The sequence below is a fragment of the Acidisarcina polymorpha genome (assembly GCF_003330725.1).
GTDB classification, from domain to species: domain Bacteria; phylum Acidobacteriota; class Terriglobia; order Terriglobales; family Acidobacteriaceae; genus Acidisarcina; species Acidisarcina polymorpha.
This window is the reverse complement of sequence record NZ_CP030840.1, coordinates 819,346-835,879: the sequence shown is the minus strand read 5'-3', so window position 1 is coordinate 835,879 and position 16,534 is coordinate 819,346. Positions and strand designations below refer to the sequence as shown.

Annotated in this window: 10 protein-coding genes and 1 pseudogene; 2 read left to right on the top strand and 9 right to left on the bottom strand. The window is 55.0% G+C overall.

The window, feature by feature from the left end; translation table 11 throughout:
• Position 1 precedes the first annotated feature (1 nt).
• The 4 genes from ACPOL_RS03680 to ACPOL_RS03665 all read right to left on the bottom strand — a co-directional run bounded on the left by ACPOL_RS03680 (position 2) and on the right by ACPOL_RS03665 (position 7,978).
• Complete coding sequence (locus ACPOL_RS03680) at positions 2–1,225, bottom strand: efflux RND transporter periplasmic adaptor subunit (RefSeq protein WP_114205866.1); 1,224 nt, start codon at positions 1,223–1,225, stop codon at positions 2–4.
• Positions 1,215–4,397, bottom strand: coding sequence for an efflux RND transporter permease subunit (locus ACPOL_RS03675; protein WP_114205865.1), 3,183 nt, complete (start codon positions 4,395–4,397; stop codon positions 1,215–1,217). The genes ACPOL_RS03680 and ACPOL_RS03675 overlap by 11 nt, the downstream gene beginning before the upstream one ends.
• A 138-nt stretch (positions 4,398–4,535) precedes the next feature.
• Positions 4,536–5,162: a response regulator gene (locus ACPOL_RS03670; protein ID WP_114205864.1), complete on the bottom strand. Its 627-nt coding sequence runs from the start codon at positions 5,160–5,162 to the stop codon at positions 4,536–4,538.
• Positions 5,159–7,978, bottom strand: coding sequence for a ligand-binding sensor domain-containing protein (locus tag ACPOL_RS03665; RefSeq protein ID WP_161557186.1), 2,820 nt, complete (start codon positions 7,976–7,978; stop codon positions 5,159–5,161). The genes ACPOL_RS03670 and ACPOL_RS03665 overlap by 4 nt, the downstream gene beginning before the upstream one ends.
• A 467-nt stretch (positions 7,979–8,445) precedes the next feature.
• On the opposite strand from ACPOL_RS03665, the pseudogene ACPOL_RS36820 reads away from it, so the two are divergent.
• Positions 8,446–8,655 (top strand): annotated as a pseudogene (locus tag ACPOL_RS36820) (transposase); the annotation flags it as partial.
• Positions 8,656–8,950: 295 nt separating this feature from the next.
• Here ACPOL_RS36820 and ACPOL_RS03655 read toward each other — a convergent pair.
• The 5 genes from ACPOL_RS03655 to ACPOL_RS03635 all read right to left on the bottom strand — a co-directional run bounded on the left by ACPOL_RS03655 (position 8,951) and on the right by ACPOL_RS03635 (position 12,408).
• On the bottom strand, positions 8,951–9,340 hold the full coding sequence (locus ACPOL_RS03655) for a hypothetical protein (protein ID WP_150132895.1): 390 nt from the start codon (positions 9,338–9,340) through the stop codon (positions 8,951–8,953).
• A 911-nt stretch (positions 9,341–10,251) separates the two neighbouring features.
• Positions 10,252–10,872, bottom strand: a complete 621-nt coding sequence (locus tag ACPOL_RS03650; RefSeq protein ID WP_236657210.1) for a hypothetical protein — start codon at positions 10,870–10,872, stop codon at positions 10,252–10,254.
• 11 nt (positions 10,873–10,883) lie between these two features.
• Complete coding sequence (locus ACPOL_RS03645; RefSeq protein ID WP_161557185.1) at positions 10,884–11,363, bottom strand: carboxypeptidase-like regulatory domain-containing protein; 480 nt, start codon at positions 11,361–11,363, stop codon at positions 10,884–10,886.
• Positions 11,364–11,758: 395 nt separating this feature from the next.
• Positions 11,759–12,049: an oxidoreductase gene (locus ACPOL_RS03640; protein WP_114205858.1), complete on the bottom strand. Its 291-nt coding sequence runs from the start codon at positions 12,047–12,049 to the stop codon at positions 11,759–11,761.
• Positions 12,050–12,117: 68 nt separating this feature from the next.
• The gene (locus ACPOL_RS03635) at positions 12,118–12,408 is read right to left on the bottom strand and encodes a hypothetical protein (protein ID WP_114205857.1); all 291 of its coding nucleotides are present in this window, start codon (positions 12,406–12,408) and stop codon (positions 12,118–12,120) included.
• Between the two features lie 694 nt (positions 12,409–13,102).
• Here ACPOL_RS03635 and ACPOL_RS03630 point away from each other — a divergent pair.
• Positions 13,103–16,453, top strand: a complete 3,351-nt coding sequence (locus tag ACPOL_RS03630) for a sensor histidine kinase (protein WP_236657209.1) — start codon at positions 13,103–13,105, stop codon at positions 16,451–16,453.
• Positions 16,454–16,534 lie beyond the last annotated feature (81 nt).

Below are 16,534 nucleotides of genomic sequence, written 5' to 3'. Positions count from 1 at the left end.
GTCAGGCCTGCCCTTTTGTGCTGTCGCCGCTCTTTTGAACTGAGACCGGCATCCCATTCACGAGATAGTCCGGAGGGTTGGCAATAATGGCGTCCTGCGCCGTGATGCCGCCGGTGATCTCGACCGTGTTCCCGAAGTCGTTGCCAATCGTCACCTTGTGAAGCTCGACCTTGTGTTCCGCATTGACGACTGCTATCTGCGGTCCCGCGGACTGGAATAAGATCGCCCCTGCGGGAACGAGCAATGGACGGTTGGGAACTGCCAATTTGATGTGAACCTGCCCATAGGCACCCGGCATGAGCTTTCCTGTGGGATTGGAAATATCGACCTCGACCAAGAGAGTACGCGACGATACGTTGATGGCCCGCGTGCTTCGTGTGATCTGACCATCAAAGCGCTGGCCAGGCAGTTCCGTAAGCTCTACATTGACGTGCATGCCGTCGTGAATTTGTTGACTACATCCTTCGGGCACCGGAATGAAGATGCGCATAGTGCTGGTCTTTGAGACACGAAACAGCTCGGCACCGGCACCGCTATTCCCGGAGTTGATCAGGTCGCCAGTGTCCGTGTGGCGTTCGGTGATAACGCCATCGAAGGGGGCAACGACCTTCTCGTAGATCTGTTGCTGTTCGAGGTTAGATACGTCCGCTGAGGCTGCTGCGACAGTCGCCTGTTGAGCAGCGAGGTTCTGATCGTTCTGGTCCACCTGTTGCTGGGCCACGGAATTGTCCTTGATCAACTCCTGATAGCGCTTTGCGGTAATGCTTGCCAGGGTCAGATTGGCCTGTGACTGGCTTAGCATCGCCCTGGCGTGCAGAAGCTGCTGGTCGACCTCCGGTGCATCGATCACCGCGAGCAGTTGGCCGCTCTTCACATGCTGTCCTATATCCACGTACCATTTGCGGATATAGCCGCTGGTGCGAGCGTATACGGGGGATTCATCGTATGCCTGAAGCGTCGCTGGCAACGCGATCTCATCCGTGGCTTCGCCTTGATTTGCCTGAATCACATCGACGGGCGTAGCGGTCGATGCCTGAGTTTTCGCCGCGAGCACTTTGTCGCTGTGCAATCGTCCTCGCAGGCTGATCAGGCCAAAAACGCAGAGTAGGGCTGGAATGACCAGAAACCAGAGCAATTTGGTACCTGGAGTCCTGCTTTCACTCCTGTGAAGGTTCGTTAACGGCGCTCCAGCTCCGGCTGGTGGTACAAAGTTTCTATTTTCCATGGGATGCCTCCTCCGAGGTGAGACCTGCTCCAGATCGATTGCGAACGATCGCGAAAACTGTGGGCACAAAGAACAGAGTTGCTACCGTTGCAAAGAGCAGACCGCCGATGACAGAGCGTCCCAGCGGAGCGTTCTGTTCCCCGCCTTCGCCGAGCCCGAGCGCCATCGGAACCATGCCGATGATCATTGCGAGAGCCGTCATCATGACTGGCCGCAATCGAGTTGCTCCTGCCTCAAGTGCAGCCTTCAGAGCGTTTTTGCTTTCCGCAAAATGTTCGTTCGCGAAGGTGATTACAAGCACGCTATTCGAGGTGGCCACGCCTATGCTCATGATCGCTCCCATCAGGGCAGGGACGCTCAGTGACGTGTGGGTGAGAAAGAGCATCCAGCAGATTCCGGCAAGCGCTCCTGGTAGCGCGGTGATGATGATGAAGGCCTCGCTCCAGGATTGAAAGTTGACGACGAGAAGCAGATAGACCAGAGCGATGGCGAAAGCCAGCCCTCCGAACAGACCGATGAACGAAGAATGCATCGTCGAAACCTGGCCGCGAGTCGCGAGAAAGCTGCCTTTGGGAAGCTGCGTGGTCGCCCTATCTGTGATCTTCTTGACTTCCGAAGCGACCGAGCCAAGATCGCGACCTTGCGCGCTCGCATAGACGTCGATGACCGGCTGCACATTATAGTGGCTTGCGACGGAAGGCTCCTCCATCCGACGCATACTGGTCAGGTTCTCGAAGAGCTGGGGAGCCAATCCGCTATCGGTTCCGGTGATTGGGATCGTGCGGAGGTTGTCGAGCGAGCTTACCTTGTATTGGGGTGTCTGGACTGCGATGTTGTAGGAGACGCCATTCTGTGGATTGAGCCATAGGTTTGGGCTGGTTTGATAGCTTGAACTCAACGAGATCAGCAACCCACTCGATACATCTCGGGCGGTCAATCCAAGTTGTTGGGCGCGCACCCTATCCAGATCAAACTGAAGTCGGGGCTGATCCATAAGCTGCTGAACATGCACATCCACCGCTCCAAGAATCGCTCTCATCTCTTGTGCGATCTGCGAAGCGAGCGCGAAGTTCCCTATTCGGTCTTTGCCCACAATCTGGATGTCGATAGGGGCAGGGAGTCCGAAGTTCAGCGTCTGACTCACAATATCTGCGGGTTGAAAGAAGAACTCGGTTCCGGGAAACTCCTTCGGAAGCTCATCTCTCAGGCGAGCGATATATTCGGCCGTTGGCTGGTGCTTAGCATCGAGCGAACCCAGAATCTCTGCGTCTGCATTGCCGATGGTCCCACCATTGCTGTAGGACAAGTTGATTCCGCTGGTGGGAAGACCGATGTTGTCCAGTATCCCACTCAGTTCCGAGGCTGGAATCTTACTTCGAATAGAACGCTCGATCTGATCTGTGAGACGCGCGGTGTCTTCGATGCGGGTGCCGGTCTTGGCGCGAACATGAAGGCGGAATTGTCCGGTATCCACGGTGGGAAAGAAATCATTTCCCAGCACCCGAACAAGAGAAACGCTTGCCAGACAAAACAGCACGAAACAGGCAGCGAAGAGCGCACGATGATCTAGACAGAGTTGGAGCAAAGAAGAGTAGCCCCCTTGAAGCTTGGTGAAGGCCGCTTCAAAACGATGGTGCAGTCGAGCGAACCTGCCCTGCTCGGCTTCGGAGGCGCCGCTGCGTTTCCTTTCGGCTCCCTTCCGCATAAGGAACATTACGAGCGTTGGAATGATGGTGCGCGAGAAGAAGTAGGACGCAAGGAGAGCAAACACGACCGCTTCGGCCAATGGCACGAAGAGATACCTTGGCACGCCGCTCAGGAAGAACATGGGGACGAAGACGATGCTGATGCACAGGGTCGAGACAAATGCAGGTCCTGCGATCTCCTGGGCGCCATCGAGAATAGCTTGACGAAGATCTTTGCCTAGTCCGAGTTGACGCTCGATATTTTCGATCTCAACCGTAGCGTCGTCGACCAGAATACCGACCGCTAGCGCGAGTCCCCCGAGGGTCATGATGTTGATCGTCTCTCCGAGCGCGCTAAGGATCAGCACCGACGTAAGGATCGATAGAGGAATTGAAATGCAGATGATGAGCGTACTGCGCCAACTCCCGAGGAAGATGAGAATGAGGATGGAGGTCAATCCCGCGGCGATTAGGCCTTCGCGCAGTACGCCTTGCAAGGAAGCGCGTACAAAGATCGATTGATCGAGCAGAGGCCGCATGACCAGTGTGGAAGGCATAGAGGCCGCGATCCTCGGAAGCAAAGCGCGGACGCCAGAGACGATGGCCAGAGTTGAGGCATTACCTGCCTTCTGAATGCTGAGAAGAACGCCGCGCTGCCCATCCTGCCTCACGATGTTCGTCTGCACGGCATATCCATCCCGTACATGGGCAACGTCGTGCAGGTAGACGACTGCTCCATTCACGGACTTAACCGGGAGATCGTTGAGTTCTTTTATGGTGACGGGGGTGCCATTGAGGCCGACGTTATATTCCGTCGAGTTAATCTTCGCGGTGCCAGATGGAAGGATGACGTTCTGAGCATTCACGGCATTTACAATATCGGTGGCGGACAACCCCTTGGCGGTCAGTTGCTGCGAATCGATATCGACCATGATCTGTCGAACCTTGCCCCCATAAGGGATGGGCACGGCAGCTCCAGGAATCGTTGCGAGTTGTGGGCGGATGAAGTTCGCTCCAAGGTCGTTCAGTTGCTGCTCTGAGAGGCCCTGTCCGCTTAATCCCAATTGCAGGATCGGCACCGTGGATGCGTCATAGCGGATAACCAGGGGAGGAGTGATGCCGGGCGGCAACTGCTTCAGCGTAGCCTGAGCTTCTGCGATCACCTCTGCAATCGCTCCATCGACATTCGCATTTGGCTGGAGGTACACCTTTACAACGGCGACACCATTCAGGGATTGCGACTCGATATGCTCGATGTTATCGACCGTTGTCGTCAGTGCGCGTTCATAGATGGAAGTGATGCGGTTTTCCATCTCCGCCGGCACAAGCCCGGTATAGGTCCAGATGATGCTGACAACCGGCACATTGATGGACGGAAAGATATCCACGGGCGTGCGCAAAATCGTCACAGGCGCCACCAGAAACAGGAGCAACGCTAGAACGACGAAGGTGTAGGGCCGTGAGAGCGCTATTTTAACAATCCACATCGCAGTCCTCGTAGGGCACGGAGGTCGTGCAGGAATCCATGCGTTTATCTTCAGGACTAACGTTAGAAGGGGAGGCGCCCTCTTCGAGACGCGAATGTAGGTGTAAGGCACTACACCCGAACGGGTGTGTCGGGAAGGCTAGAGATGAAGTATGCCGCGCCGCATGGCAATCGTGACTGCCTCTGTGCGATCGTTTACTTCGAGCTTAGCCAAGATATTCTTGACGTGCATTTTGACAGTGTCTTCGGCGATGGATAGCTCCGCACCGATCTCTTTATTCCGTTTGCCACGAGCCATCTGGGTGAGCACTTCAAGTTCACGTGAGGTCAGCTTTTCCGAGGCAAGGTGTTCTGCCAGGCGTTGTGCGACTTCAGCCGGAATGTGTTTCTTGCCTGCATAGACGGACCGTATTGCACGAACCAGCTCATCCCGGCCACTGCCTTTGACGACATACCCACTGGCTCCAAGAGCAAGGGCGCGCTCGATATCTGCATCGCCTTCGAGAGAGGTAAGCACTAGAACTCTCGCTTTGGGGAATCTTGTGAAGATCTTCTCCATGACTTCGTATCCCGTCATGTCTCGGAGGCGCAGATCGAGAAGTAACACATCTGGCTGCATCGGGGAATAAAGCTCGATCGCCTCGTGCCCCGATCCGGTTTCCCCCACAAGTTCCATGTCGGCCTGAAGATGCAATATGCCGGCCAGTCCTTCGCGGACTATAGGATGGTCGTCCACGCAAAATACACGAATGGGCTTCTGATTCATCGCCGATCCTTTCTTCCCGAAAGTCTACTAAGCGATCCTCGGAGCCCTTGGGGTAACGGATATTGGTTCACCCTGTCCTCCGATTCATATGCGACCTGCGCTGGGACACGAAGCGTCCATTGCGTGCCGGTAGAAGCCGATGAACTGACAGTGAGCGATGCGCCGATGCGAGCGGCCCGCTCTCGCATTCCGGGAATACCGAAATGACCAGGCGTGCCTCCTTGCAGAATGCTTTCGCTGATTCCCGGGCCGTTGTCGTGGACGGTAAATTGATGGTAATGGTCACCATACTCAGAGTTCACGACAACGTTGTTCTGGCCTGCGTGCCAAATGGCATTTCTCAGCGCTTCACGGACTATATGTACCATCTCCTCTCCAGGGACGGGTTGGATCGGGCGTTCTTTTCCGGAGCTAAGGATTTGTATGGCCTCTTGCGATCCCATGCTCTGAACTGTATCCCTCAGCGTACTCTCAATATCTGCGCTGCTAAAAGGCCTCTGTCTGAGGACGTGCAGGGCGCTCCTGCCGTTCGCCAGCGCCGTTCGCGACAAATCCAGAGCGCGCCGAAGCGGACCCTTCGCGGTAGATCCGGGAGACGTCACCTCGTCTGCGATCTCCAACTGCAGGCTGATGCCCATCATCTCCTGGACGAGGTTGTCGTGGAGGTCCTGGGCAATCCGAGTGCGTTCTGACATCCTCTCTTCAAAGCGGGACTGAAGCTCCCTCGCGGCCGATCGCACACGCAGGCGATAGAGCAGGAATGCGAGGGACGAAATCAGGAGTACGCAGAGGGCGAGGAACCCGTGCGTCTCATAAAAGGCGGGCAGAAGCTCGAACGAGATGCTGTCGCCCGTCTCATTCCAGATTCCGTCGTTGTTTGCCGCGAGCACTTGAAATCGATAATGACCGGGACGCAGGTTTGTGTAGAACGCATTACGCCGTATTCCTACATCTTGCCAGCCAGACTCAAAACCTTCCAGCCGGTATCGGAACCGTACCTTTCGAGGCTCAGAAAGACTAATGCCGGTGTAGGAGATCTCCAGGTTCCGTGTATGCGGAGGAATCTTCAGTCCATTTGCCGGAGCCAGGCTTCGTCCGTCAGCACTGAGACCCAAGATGTGAACCGGCGGGACAACCGAATTGCGGCGCATACGGGCGAGGTCGATCATACCGATGCCCTCAGACATGGACACCCAGAGACGACCATCAGGCGAGAGAGCGACCGGCTCGCCGCCGTATGCCTCCGGATTGCTCTTCAATCCGTCGCCGTCATCGTAGAAGTCGTACTGCAGATGCCGGGTCTCTGGAGAAGTGTGCAATAAATCGTTGACGCTGAGTCGAGCGATACCCGTACTGTATCCAAGCCAGAGGTTTCCGCGCTGATCTGGGAGAGTCCATATCAATCGGTTCCGTGGGAGCCCCGACTCGTGGTCCCAGTGACGAAAGTGTTCCCCGTCAAAGTAGGCGAGCCCATTGTCGGAAGCTACCCACAGAGTCCCGTCAGGCTGAGGAGACAAGAACCGAATCGCTCCACCGGTCAATCCATTCGCAGATGTAAAGATGTGGGAGCCTGCAGGCGGGCGCAGGATTACATCGCCATTCTCCAGTCCAAGCCAAACCTGATCTCGCTGGGCGCCCCGCAAGCTAGTAATAGTTTGGCCGGCAAGGGAGGGCTCGTTGATGCGCTCCGGACTTGAGTTGACTTTCGAGTGCCACAAACCAGCCTGCTGTCCATACAGCCACAGATCACCGGTTTCCGATTCAGCCATTTGCTCAATATGCGGTGTGCTTTGGAACGCTTCTAGCCGACCAATGTTACCTCGGGAGAGCTTTTGAATTCCGGTTTGCGTGGCGATCAAAAGAGTGTCATCTTTGATTGGAAGCAAACTGGTTATGGGCGTGCCCTTGAGCAGCACATTGTGGGGGACTGCTGTGCCAGCGAAGTGTTCAAGTCCTGACCGGGAGCCGACCCACACTCCGTCGTCCCGAGCAGGAGTCAACGAACTGGCGATGTCCGACAGTAATCCATCGCGAAGAGTATAGGTGATGAACTTATCCTGCCTAAGGCGGGAAAGGCCATTCTGAGTGCCCGCCCAGATGTTACCTTCCCGGTCCTCAAAAATGTCCCAGATGTGATCGCTTGGGAGTCCTGTCGAGTGGGTGTAGTGCTGCACCTCTCCACTTGGCGCAATTCTGAAGAGTCCGGTGTTCTCAGTGGCTATCCAAGTGGCTCCGTTGGCGTCACGTAGGAGTCTTCGAACGAGTGGTTTTTGCTTCGAAATCACGAGCAACGCTCTTCGGGTAGGTGAACGCTCCTCCGTGCGCCCTTCCCCCACCGCGGGACGATCTGCCGCATCCATGAAAAACTCGTTCCGCGGAGAGGATGAAATCGTTGAAAGATCCTTCTCTTTGAGTCGGACGATTTTATTGCGGGTCTCTATCTGGAGAGTGTGATCGCTTAGCTCCTCAATATGCTCGACGGGCGATCCAAGCATAGTACTTACCTTCAAACTCCAGCTCCAACTGACCAACTGGCCGGTAGCTGTCCCAACTACGAGAACATCGTTTGATTTTGTGGATTTGACCGCGGTGACCTGCCCGAGTGATCCGATACCCACGCCGGGCAACTCCGATCGAACGAACTGGAAGCCATCGAAGCGGATGAGTCCGTCTCCAGTTCCTATCCAGAGGAACCCGTCAGATGTTTGGGTAATGCCATACACGGTCGTCGAAGGAAGCCCGTCCTTATGCCCCCAATTCGTGACGGAGAACTGCTGGGCTGAGATCGGCCCTGTCATGAGAAACAATCCCGCCATACACATCTGCGCAACCTTGTTGACGGTCCATGAAGACAGGCGATTCATCAAGATAATTGTATGGGGCGCACAGCAAGAGCAACAACGGTGTCTGACGGTGCGTCAAATTCTTCTTTCGTCGGTTGTTTAGGTGACGCCCACTAGGCGTGCGAACCCACGTTTTCTGTAGCGTCGAAGTATCAGCAACGAAGACGTGGGAATGACGCAGCTAGTTCTACGAAAGGGAAAAACGGATCAAGGAAAAATAGCACCGAAAATCAACTAACCTCCAAGAGGTGGATCACGGATATCCCATTCTCAATGGGACGAGAGCGGCTCTGCTTCTACATAGTTAGAAAACAATTTCGTGATTGTGCTATCTCTTCCTTTTAAACAGGGGTGAATGAGAAGATTGCCTTCTACGCAGAGGTATCTGTTCTTAGGGTTATATCCAAGGCGAAGGGCGTGATCAGAGAACACTGTTCCCCGTGGTACTCGACGACTTTGTGCCAGCCGATCATGTGTGCCGCGCGATTCACTCATTTGTTGAAAACCTTATGATGTCGAAGCTTGACTTCGAACGCGCTCAGGCCGCTGAGACAGGCAGACCCGGCTACGATCCGCGCGATTTGCTGAAACTTTTTCTATACGGCTATCTGAACCAAATTCGCTTTTCGCGTCGTTTGGAGGCGGCTTCTGCCGGGCCAGTTTCACCAACGCCTCGCGCAGCTCCGCGTTCCGGTCCGGCCGCGGCTCGTACCGGTAGCTTGACCGCTCCATGCCCCAGCAGCTTGCAGGCCGCGCGTTCGCTCAAATGAAACTCGCTCGAGACGAACGCCACGTCGCCCCTTGGGAGATTTAATTATGGTGCTGTTACACCAGCGGTGAGGATTGGCATACTTCTCCGTTTCGTTTTCGGTCTTGTGGAAATCGGACGAGACTTAGGTCTATCCTTGCAGCCGGAGCATGGCGTCTTCCTCTAAACGGCTGCGATCATGTGACGTTTTGCAATGGCTTCAATCCCGGGGCAGTCAGGGCAGAGAGATCTACCGTTTCTGTGGCGATGACGTGCCGAGAGATATCGTGATGGTTTTCTTCTAGATACTCCGTGAGATAGTCGACTGCGCTGCTCTTGCCGGTGCCATGTCCGATCAGAACGATGTCATTTGCCGGCAGCAGGTTCTTTGCAACCTCTTCGTAGAACGATTTCTCCTCCGGTACTCGCTCGCCCCTGTAATGCGCTTCTTTCTTATGAATCAAGTAATGGTGAAAACTAAAGGGGTCATAAGGACGGACTGAAAATCGGGCACACCCAGCAAGGCGGTCACCGGAGGGAATCTGATGACACACTCCCGCCCGCCGCCGGGACCTAACGTCGCTCACATCTTCCAACTGCCGCACCCGATATAGATCAACGTGTGGAGTTGGTCATTTTAGACTTGAACTCGGCTTTCAAGATTCTCATTTCTTGCTTGAGCTCGTCGATTCTACTCATGGGTAAACTCATCCTCTCGGTGAGGCTGCTGCAATCGAACTTAATCCAGTGAACGTTAGGCCGATCGATCTGTTGCACATGAGGCCTAAAAATCTTGTAAACCGAGTTCTCGGATCACGCCCCGGTGCCACACGGAGGTAACTGCCTCGGACAAGATCGGACACCTCGCCCCAATCCGCAGCTGTTCGGTCTAAGCGAAGTCCTATCCAACCATTTAGCTCTACGCTGGCAGGAGTGAACTATGGCGAGAGGAGGCTTAGCAGGGCCCCGGCATATTTCCAGAGCGGAGCCTGCAGCACACCCCAGTGATTCCATCTCCTCGGTAGTCGGAGATATAGTACGCAAAGGTCCGCTCGTTCACGAGAAAAGCTTCATGATTACTGCATTTTTACTGGTTACGTACCGAAGTTTCAGGCAGACGGATGCTACGATATCGCGGCTCACTGGAATATCTAAGTCTCTCAAGCTCACTGGTATATCTAAGTCTCTCAAGAGGTAGAAGGGTCCGCATCTTAGGCGTTCGGCAGGCCTGGCCAGGGTAAAAGGGTCGAATGCTAGGTGACTAGCCGCACGCGCCTTTCTTAGAAACCCTTCCCGGGAGAATTGCCAAGTAGGCGCCCCCATAAAATTCTCTCGTTCCACTCGAGCAAAGGCGGCTACCAACGCCTGAGAGGAGAGATTTGCAATCGCTCGGATCTCCTCCGCGTAGAATTGGTGCTGCTGTTCGAGAGCGTCGTTGGATGGGTGGATTGCATCTGTTTGTCCTCCTACGAAGCCTGGAGAGGTTAGCCTGTCGACCCTAGGGCTTGCCCTGCGAGTAAGCTGGCACTTTCGTAGTGAGTTTCTTAAAAACGAACTCGCGCATGAGATTGTTGAGCGCGTGACCGCCGGTGTCAATGGTGAAGTTGCGGAACGTCAGTGATGTCCCTCGGTCCCCGCCGGGGTGGTAGAGATTGGCGATGCCGCCAGCGGCAAGGCTTCCCCCGAGATAAGAGTAGTTCGGCTGCCAGTGACCGTTGTCGCCTTTGCAGACCACTGTCGCCGCGATGGCATAGAGAATGCGAGAGCGCTTTGTTCCCGACCCTTTGTAGAAATATCTGGGGTCCTGCCGCAGCATCGATGGCAAGATGGCGCTGCCAAGCATTCTGGAGATCACGTCGTCGCCATATGCCGCGCCAAACCGCTGCAGGTAGCCGCCAGACTCCTGGCCGTATCCCGGGAAGGTGTTGCCGGCTTGCTGCACACCTGCCAGAAAACCGCTAGAAAGAATGGTTACAGGATCGGTGGCCGAGCGAAGCGCAAGGTTGAATTTCAGTTTGGTAGTCAGCGGTGCCGCGTCCCAGACATAGCTGCTATAGAAGTTCGGCAAAACGCCGAATAGCCGCTGCTGCTCGGCCGCCTCGACCTGTTCCGTGGCCAACTCCTGCTGCGTCACAAAACCACCCGGATGTCAATGTTCGTTGGCGCGATAGGCAGGATGATCTCGGGGGCTTCCCGATTTTCCCCAGTGGCGAGAGTGATCTCGGGCGACGCATAGGCACCCAGGCCGTTGGAAGTTATCGTGACCCGAAACTTGCCTTCAGGCAGGCCAGCGAACAGGAACGATCCGTCGCTCCCAGAGAGGGCCTCGCGATCGCCGCCCGGTCCCGCAAGCAACACATGCGCGCCTGGCACGACTGCCCCCGTCTTGTCTAAGACTGTGCCATAGAGGGTGCCAGCGGCCTGTCGCGGAGGCACTTGGGCGCTGAAACCGTTCTGCCCGTCTTCGATGCCTGGAGCGTCGGGCAGTCCAGCTTCATCTCCTGGTGGAGCGCTGCCCGCCTGCTGGGCGCGCAGCGTGAATGAAAAAGCGCCCAGCAAGAGCAGCGAGGGGATAATAGCCCGTTTCGGCCTGCTGAACGCGTTGTACATAGGCATGTTTCCTGGAAAGTGTGATAGCTGCGTTGTCTACGGCGGCCGACGCTATGATGAAGGAGCCGCTCATTTTGGGCGCAATGCGGCCGAAGTCGATCGCTTCTTTTTCGACCTCGGAAGTCCCCGTGGACAGCGTGGCCGTAATCACCTAGATCGAAGCTTACGCCGCTTGTCCGCAGATCTACGGTGAAAGTTTGGCGCTGGGCGAAATGACGAATTCTTTATCTCCGTTCAGCGCCCGCAACTGTTGCAATCCGCATGGCGAACCTCAAGCGGCCCGGTGTCTTGATAGTAGCAACAGCAAATGACACGCATCCAACCGCACGATGACGAGACCTTCATCTTTGTCGCTGCGGAACAGATGCAGGCCCGACTTCAGGGAGTTGAGGGTTTCACTCCCCGACTTTGGAGTGAACCGCGTCCGTTCCCGGGCGCCATCCGTTGATTTGATCCTCCGTATAAATCCCAGGTGCGCCTGGATAGCCCTGTCCTTGATGACTTACAGCTGTGCCCCCGGCGATTATGAGACCGGCCGACGCAGGCTGTTCGTAGCATTTTGCGTTGAGTGCCGTCGGAACGTTCCCGGCGCCGCCCCTCATTCTAGTCAAGGGCGCCATGATGATCCGATTTGGCATTTGGATGGTACCGAGTTGCAATGGAGCGAATAGGGGGTCGTGATTCATCAGATTTTCCCGTCTGCGTTCCTTAAGGCCGTAATCAAGCAAAGGGCTGGGGTTGGAGCAATTAGGGACTACGAAACCTTGATTTCGCCCATATCGATCTTCACCAAAAGCGGATCCATCACGGGCTTGTAGTCACCCTCATATGCATAGATCCGTCGCTTCGTGGGAATGATAATGCCATCCATGTCTCGGTATTCGGAGGCATAGTTGAGGCCGGTTGCTCCACCCAGAATGTCAACGGTGTAATCATGCCGCCGAAGCAATCCGTCAGGGCCGAAGCAGGAGATCTGCTCTTGGGTGTGACTCTTTACATTGTCAGGAACGGTGACCTTGAGCCTGCGCCATGTTTCTCCCTCCACATTTGCCTTCGGCCTTCAACTCAGAAATTGCGATCGCGTAGGTCGGCGTGCCTTGTCCGTGTTGATGACCTCCGGCTTCTCCCACCCTATAAACCGTTTAGCCCCTTGCCGAGCGGTCCGCATCGGGAAGACGAGGAGTCGAAGCCGACAAGGGCACGGGTCGGAGGAGTCAGACCTTTCCATAGTAGCGATGAAGCTGGCGAACAAATCCGGGCAACCGGTGGCGGAGACGGTGGAGCGAAGGGAGAGGGCCGAGGGAAACACGGGAGAGCCGCACATGCGCCGGACACAGAGCCGGAAAAACGTGTCCCGGGGCTTGATCGTGTACGAGAAGCAGCGCAGCTGAGAAAGAAGGAACGGTTTACCGCTTTGCTCCACTATGTGACGGTTGATCGGCTGAGGGACGCCTACTGCCTCGATGTACGCCGCCCCGGTCGAGGCAGGGTAACGTGGAGCTCGCCTTTTGTGAGTCTGTGACACAATCAACTGGTGTTTTGTACTAACCGTGATGAGTGCACTGGGGGTGTTAGGTCTGGGTGCTTATTCCGCGGATGCCCGGTTGTACGGCAGACGTCAAGTCATTGTGCCGGCAGGACACCGTCGGTGAGGGAGAGCTACTCTGCAGACCAAACACGCTTCCATGCCGGCACAAATGCTCTCGGACGCCGTTCTGGCGAGAATGCCGTGTGGTGGTATGAACACCTGCCCTGACCAGCAGGTTGGTTGCGGAGACTCATTCGCTAAATCGGTGTCAGAGTTGAGGACTCAGTCACGCTGGCGCTTTCGCTTGAACAGCTTTTGGGGTGTCTGCGCTTGGCTGGTCTTGGGCATGCCTGCAATTGCCGAGACGCACGACCTAGGAGCTCAAGCTACTCATCTGATTTCAGGTACGCAGATTACTCAGACTTTGCCTGTTCGGCCACCCGTGATGACTGGATCGGATATCCGCTTTTACCGTGCGGCAACAGGTGACGCGCTTTCTCAGGTCAGGGTGTCCCAAATAGTGCAAGATAACCAGGGATTCATGTGGTTCGGCACACAATACGGACTCAATCGGTACGACGGTTACAAAGTCAAGGTCTTCCTCCATGACTCAGCAGATCCGAAAAGCCTGAGTGGGGTGTATATCACTGCTTTGTTCAAGGACAAGTCCGGCTCTATATGGGTCGGGTGCAATCAGTTCCTTGATAAATATGATCCGTTTACTGAGACGTTTTCCCATTACCAGATCCAGAGTTCTCAGGCAAGGCACGAGCAACTCACCATCAAGCACATTAGCCAAGACAGCGACGGTGCGTTTTGGCTCGCTACCACTAACGGCCTCTTCACACTTAACCCGGTATCGGGTCTCGTCAAAACCTATCGCCATGACCCCAACAACCCCTCTAGCCTTAGCAGCAACGACGTAAAGTCAAGTGGCGAAGATCGGGAGGGCAATTTTTGGGCTGTAACCCGCGAAGGATTAGATAAATTTGACCGCAAGACGGGTAAGGTTCTGCTCCATGTTCCTCAATACGAGCCACGGGAGAGCTTCTTCTACGAAGACCGTTATGGTGTCTTTTGGCTGATCCATGCCTTAGGGACTGGTCTCTCGATCTTCAATCAGAAGACGAACACGCTGACACCAGTTCATTTACGCAAAAGCTCTTCTTCACCTACGGCTCTTTCCGGGTTCGTCGCCATCCTTGAGGACCACGACGGGGTGCTTTGGCTCGGAAGTCAAGGTGGCGGCCTCTTCCGTTTTGATCGTGACCATGGGCGGTTCATTCAGTATCGCAATGAGTCAGGAAATCCGAATAGCCTTGCGGAAAATTCTGTTGTTTCTCTCTACGAAGACAAGGAACAAAACATCTGGCTTGGTATGGGAACACGTGAACCAAACTTGTTTTCTACAACAAAGACGCCATTTGAATCTCTTCCCCTCCTACCGGCGACCGCGGAGTACGGAAGAGACACATTCGTTGGCGCAGTCTTGAAGGACGCAAGTGGCGACTTATGGATAGGTCAAAGGATTTTGCGCCGGCTCAGGAGGCAGGCTAGCGAATCAACCACTTACATAACCACGAACTTCGACACCATCAATCATGTAATTTCTATGGTCGAAGATCGCAATGGTAGCATCTGGGTGGGAACTTTCGGTGATGGCCTTAGCCGTGTTGACAAGAGAACCGGACATGTAACGACTTATCGCCACGATGCGGCGGACCAATCAAGCCTAAGCAGCAATATAGTGACATTCCTGCTGATTGATCATTCTGGAGCTCTTTGGGCGTCGACCTGGGACGGCCTAGACCGTTTCGACCGCGAGGTCGACCGCTTTACGGTATATCGGCCGGGTTCAGATATCGTACCTCTTTTTCTGGGGATTACAGAGGACAGTCGCGGAATGCTTTGGGTTGGAACTGACGCCAATGGTGTCCAACGATTCGATCCCGCCACGAGCCGATTCAGTGAGTACATGAACGATCCCGCAAACCACACAAGCGTCAGTGACAGCCGGGTGAATTCAGTATTCGTTGATCATCTAGGCACTATGTGGCTTGCCACGCAAAACGGGGTAAATAAATTTGATCCCGGCAGCGGAGCAGCCGAAGCCTACTACGAACGGGATGGACTCAGCGGCAATGTGGTTTCTTGCATTCGCGAAGACGGACAAGGAAAGCTGTGGATGAGTACGAACAAAGGGATCTCTAGCTTTGATCAGCAAAGCCGGATGTTCCGAAACTACTTTACAGCGGACGGCCTCCCGGGTCCTGATCTTACCGGCTGGGCTGCATGCTACAAGAGCCCAGATGGAGAAATGTACTTTGGTGGTTTCAGCGGAGGCGTAGCGTTCCATCCCGAACTAATAACAGAGACGGCCTGGGCTCCGCCGGTGGTTTTCACGGACGTTCGCGTGTTAGGCCATGACATAACGGTCGGGCCAGGTTCACCGCTCAGACAAGTGATCACACAGTCAGATCAGCTAGTACTCAATCATAATCAGACCATGCTTTCACTGGAATTTGCTGCGCTAAGTTACCTCAACCCGTCGTCGACCCGCTATCGTTACAAGCTCGGTGGACTTGACTCTGATTGGAATCAGACGGGGAGCAACCAACGTGCGGTGACGTACACCAGCCTTCCTACTGGCTCCTTCACATTCAGAGTTCAGGCAACAACGGGTCACGGCGTATGGAGCCAACCGGGGGCTACTTTAACGATACTAATTCGGCCGGCTTGGTGGAACTCGTGGTGGTTCCGGTCTATATACGCTTCTTTTCTTTCGCTCCTGGTCTCGTTGATCTATTTGTATCGTGTGCATCAGCTGAGACTGCAATACTCCTTACGCCTCGAAGAGCGTGTAGGAGAGCGAGTCAGGATTGCTCGCGAGCTTCACGACACACTTCTCCAAGGCTTCCACGGTCTGATGCTTCGCTTCCAGGTAGCGATGAATCTAATTTCCGAGGATTCTAAGGCGCATTCCGTGTTGGAGGATGCGCTAGACCGAGCTGACATCCTGCTTAATGAAAGCCGGGACCGGATCCGGGATCTACGTCACGAGACTGGGCCGGAGACACCATTGGTTGAAGCGCTGGCCGAAGGGTCGCGGGAACTCCAAAAGGATAGTTCTATTGTTCTTGCAGCCGTTGCGACAGGAGTTCCTCGAAAGCTTAACTCCATCATTCGTGATGAGCTGTATCTCATCGGGCGAGAGGCTATCATTAATGCTTTTCGCCACTCGCAAGGGTCCAGAATCGAGGTCGAGGTCGAATTTAATCCATCCGCTGTGGTCCTCCGCGTTCGAGATGACGGTCAAGGTATTTCGAAGGATACATTGCGGGCCGGTGGCTCCGTGGGACATTGGGGTCTCTCCGGAATGCGGGAACGCGCGGAGAAGATGGGCGCACGACTTAGATTGTGGAATCGATTCGGTGCCGGCACGGAAGTAGAAGTGAAGGTTCCCGGAACCATTGCTTATTTGAATTGGCGGGGAACATCGATAGGCCATTGGCTCGGTGCTGTGGCCAACGTCCGACGCCGACGCTTTCGAAGAAACAATTGATTGCGTGTAGCTTGAGGTGCTTTTTGTCCTAGCTTTGATCGATATTTGGCGTAGTTCTCCTCAAGCCGGACCAACCTCGGA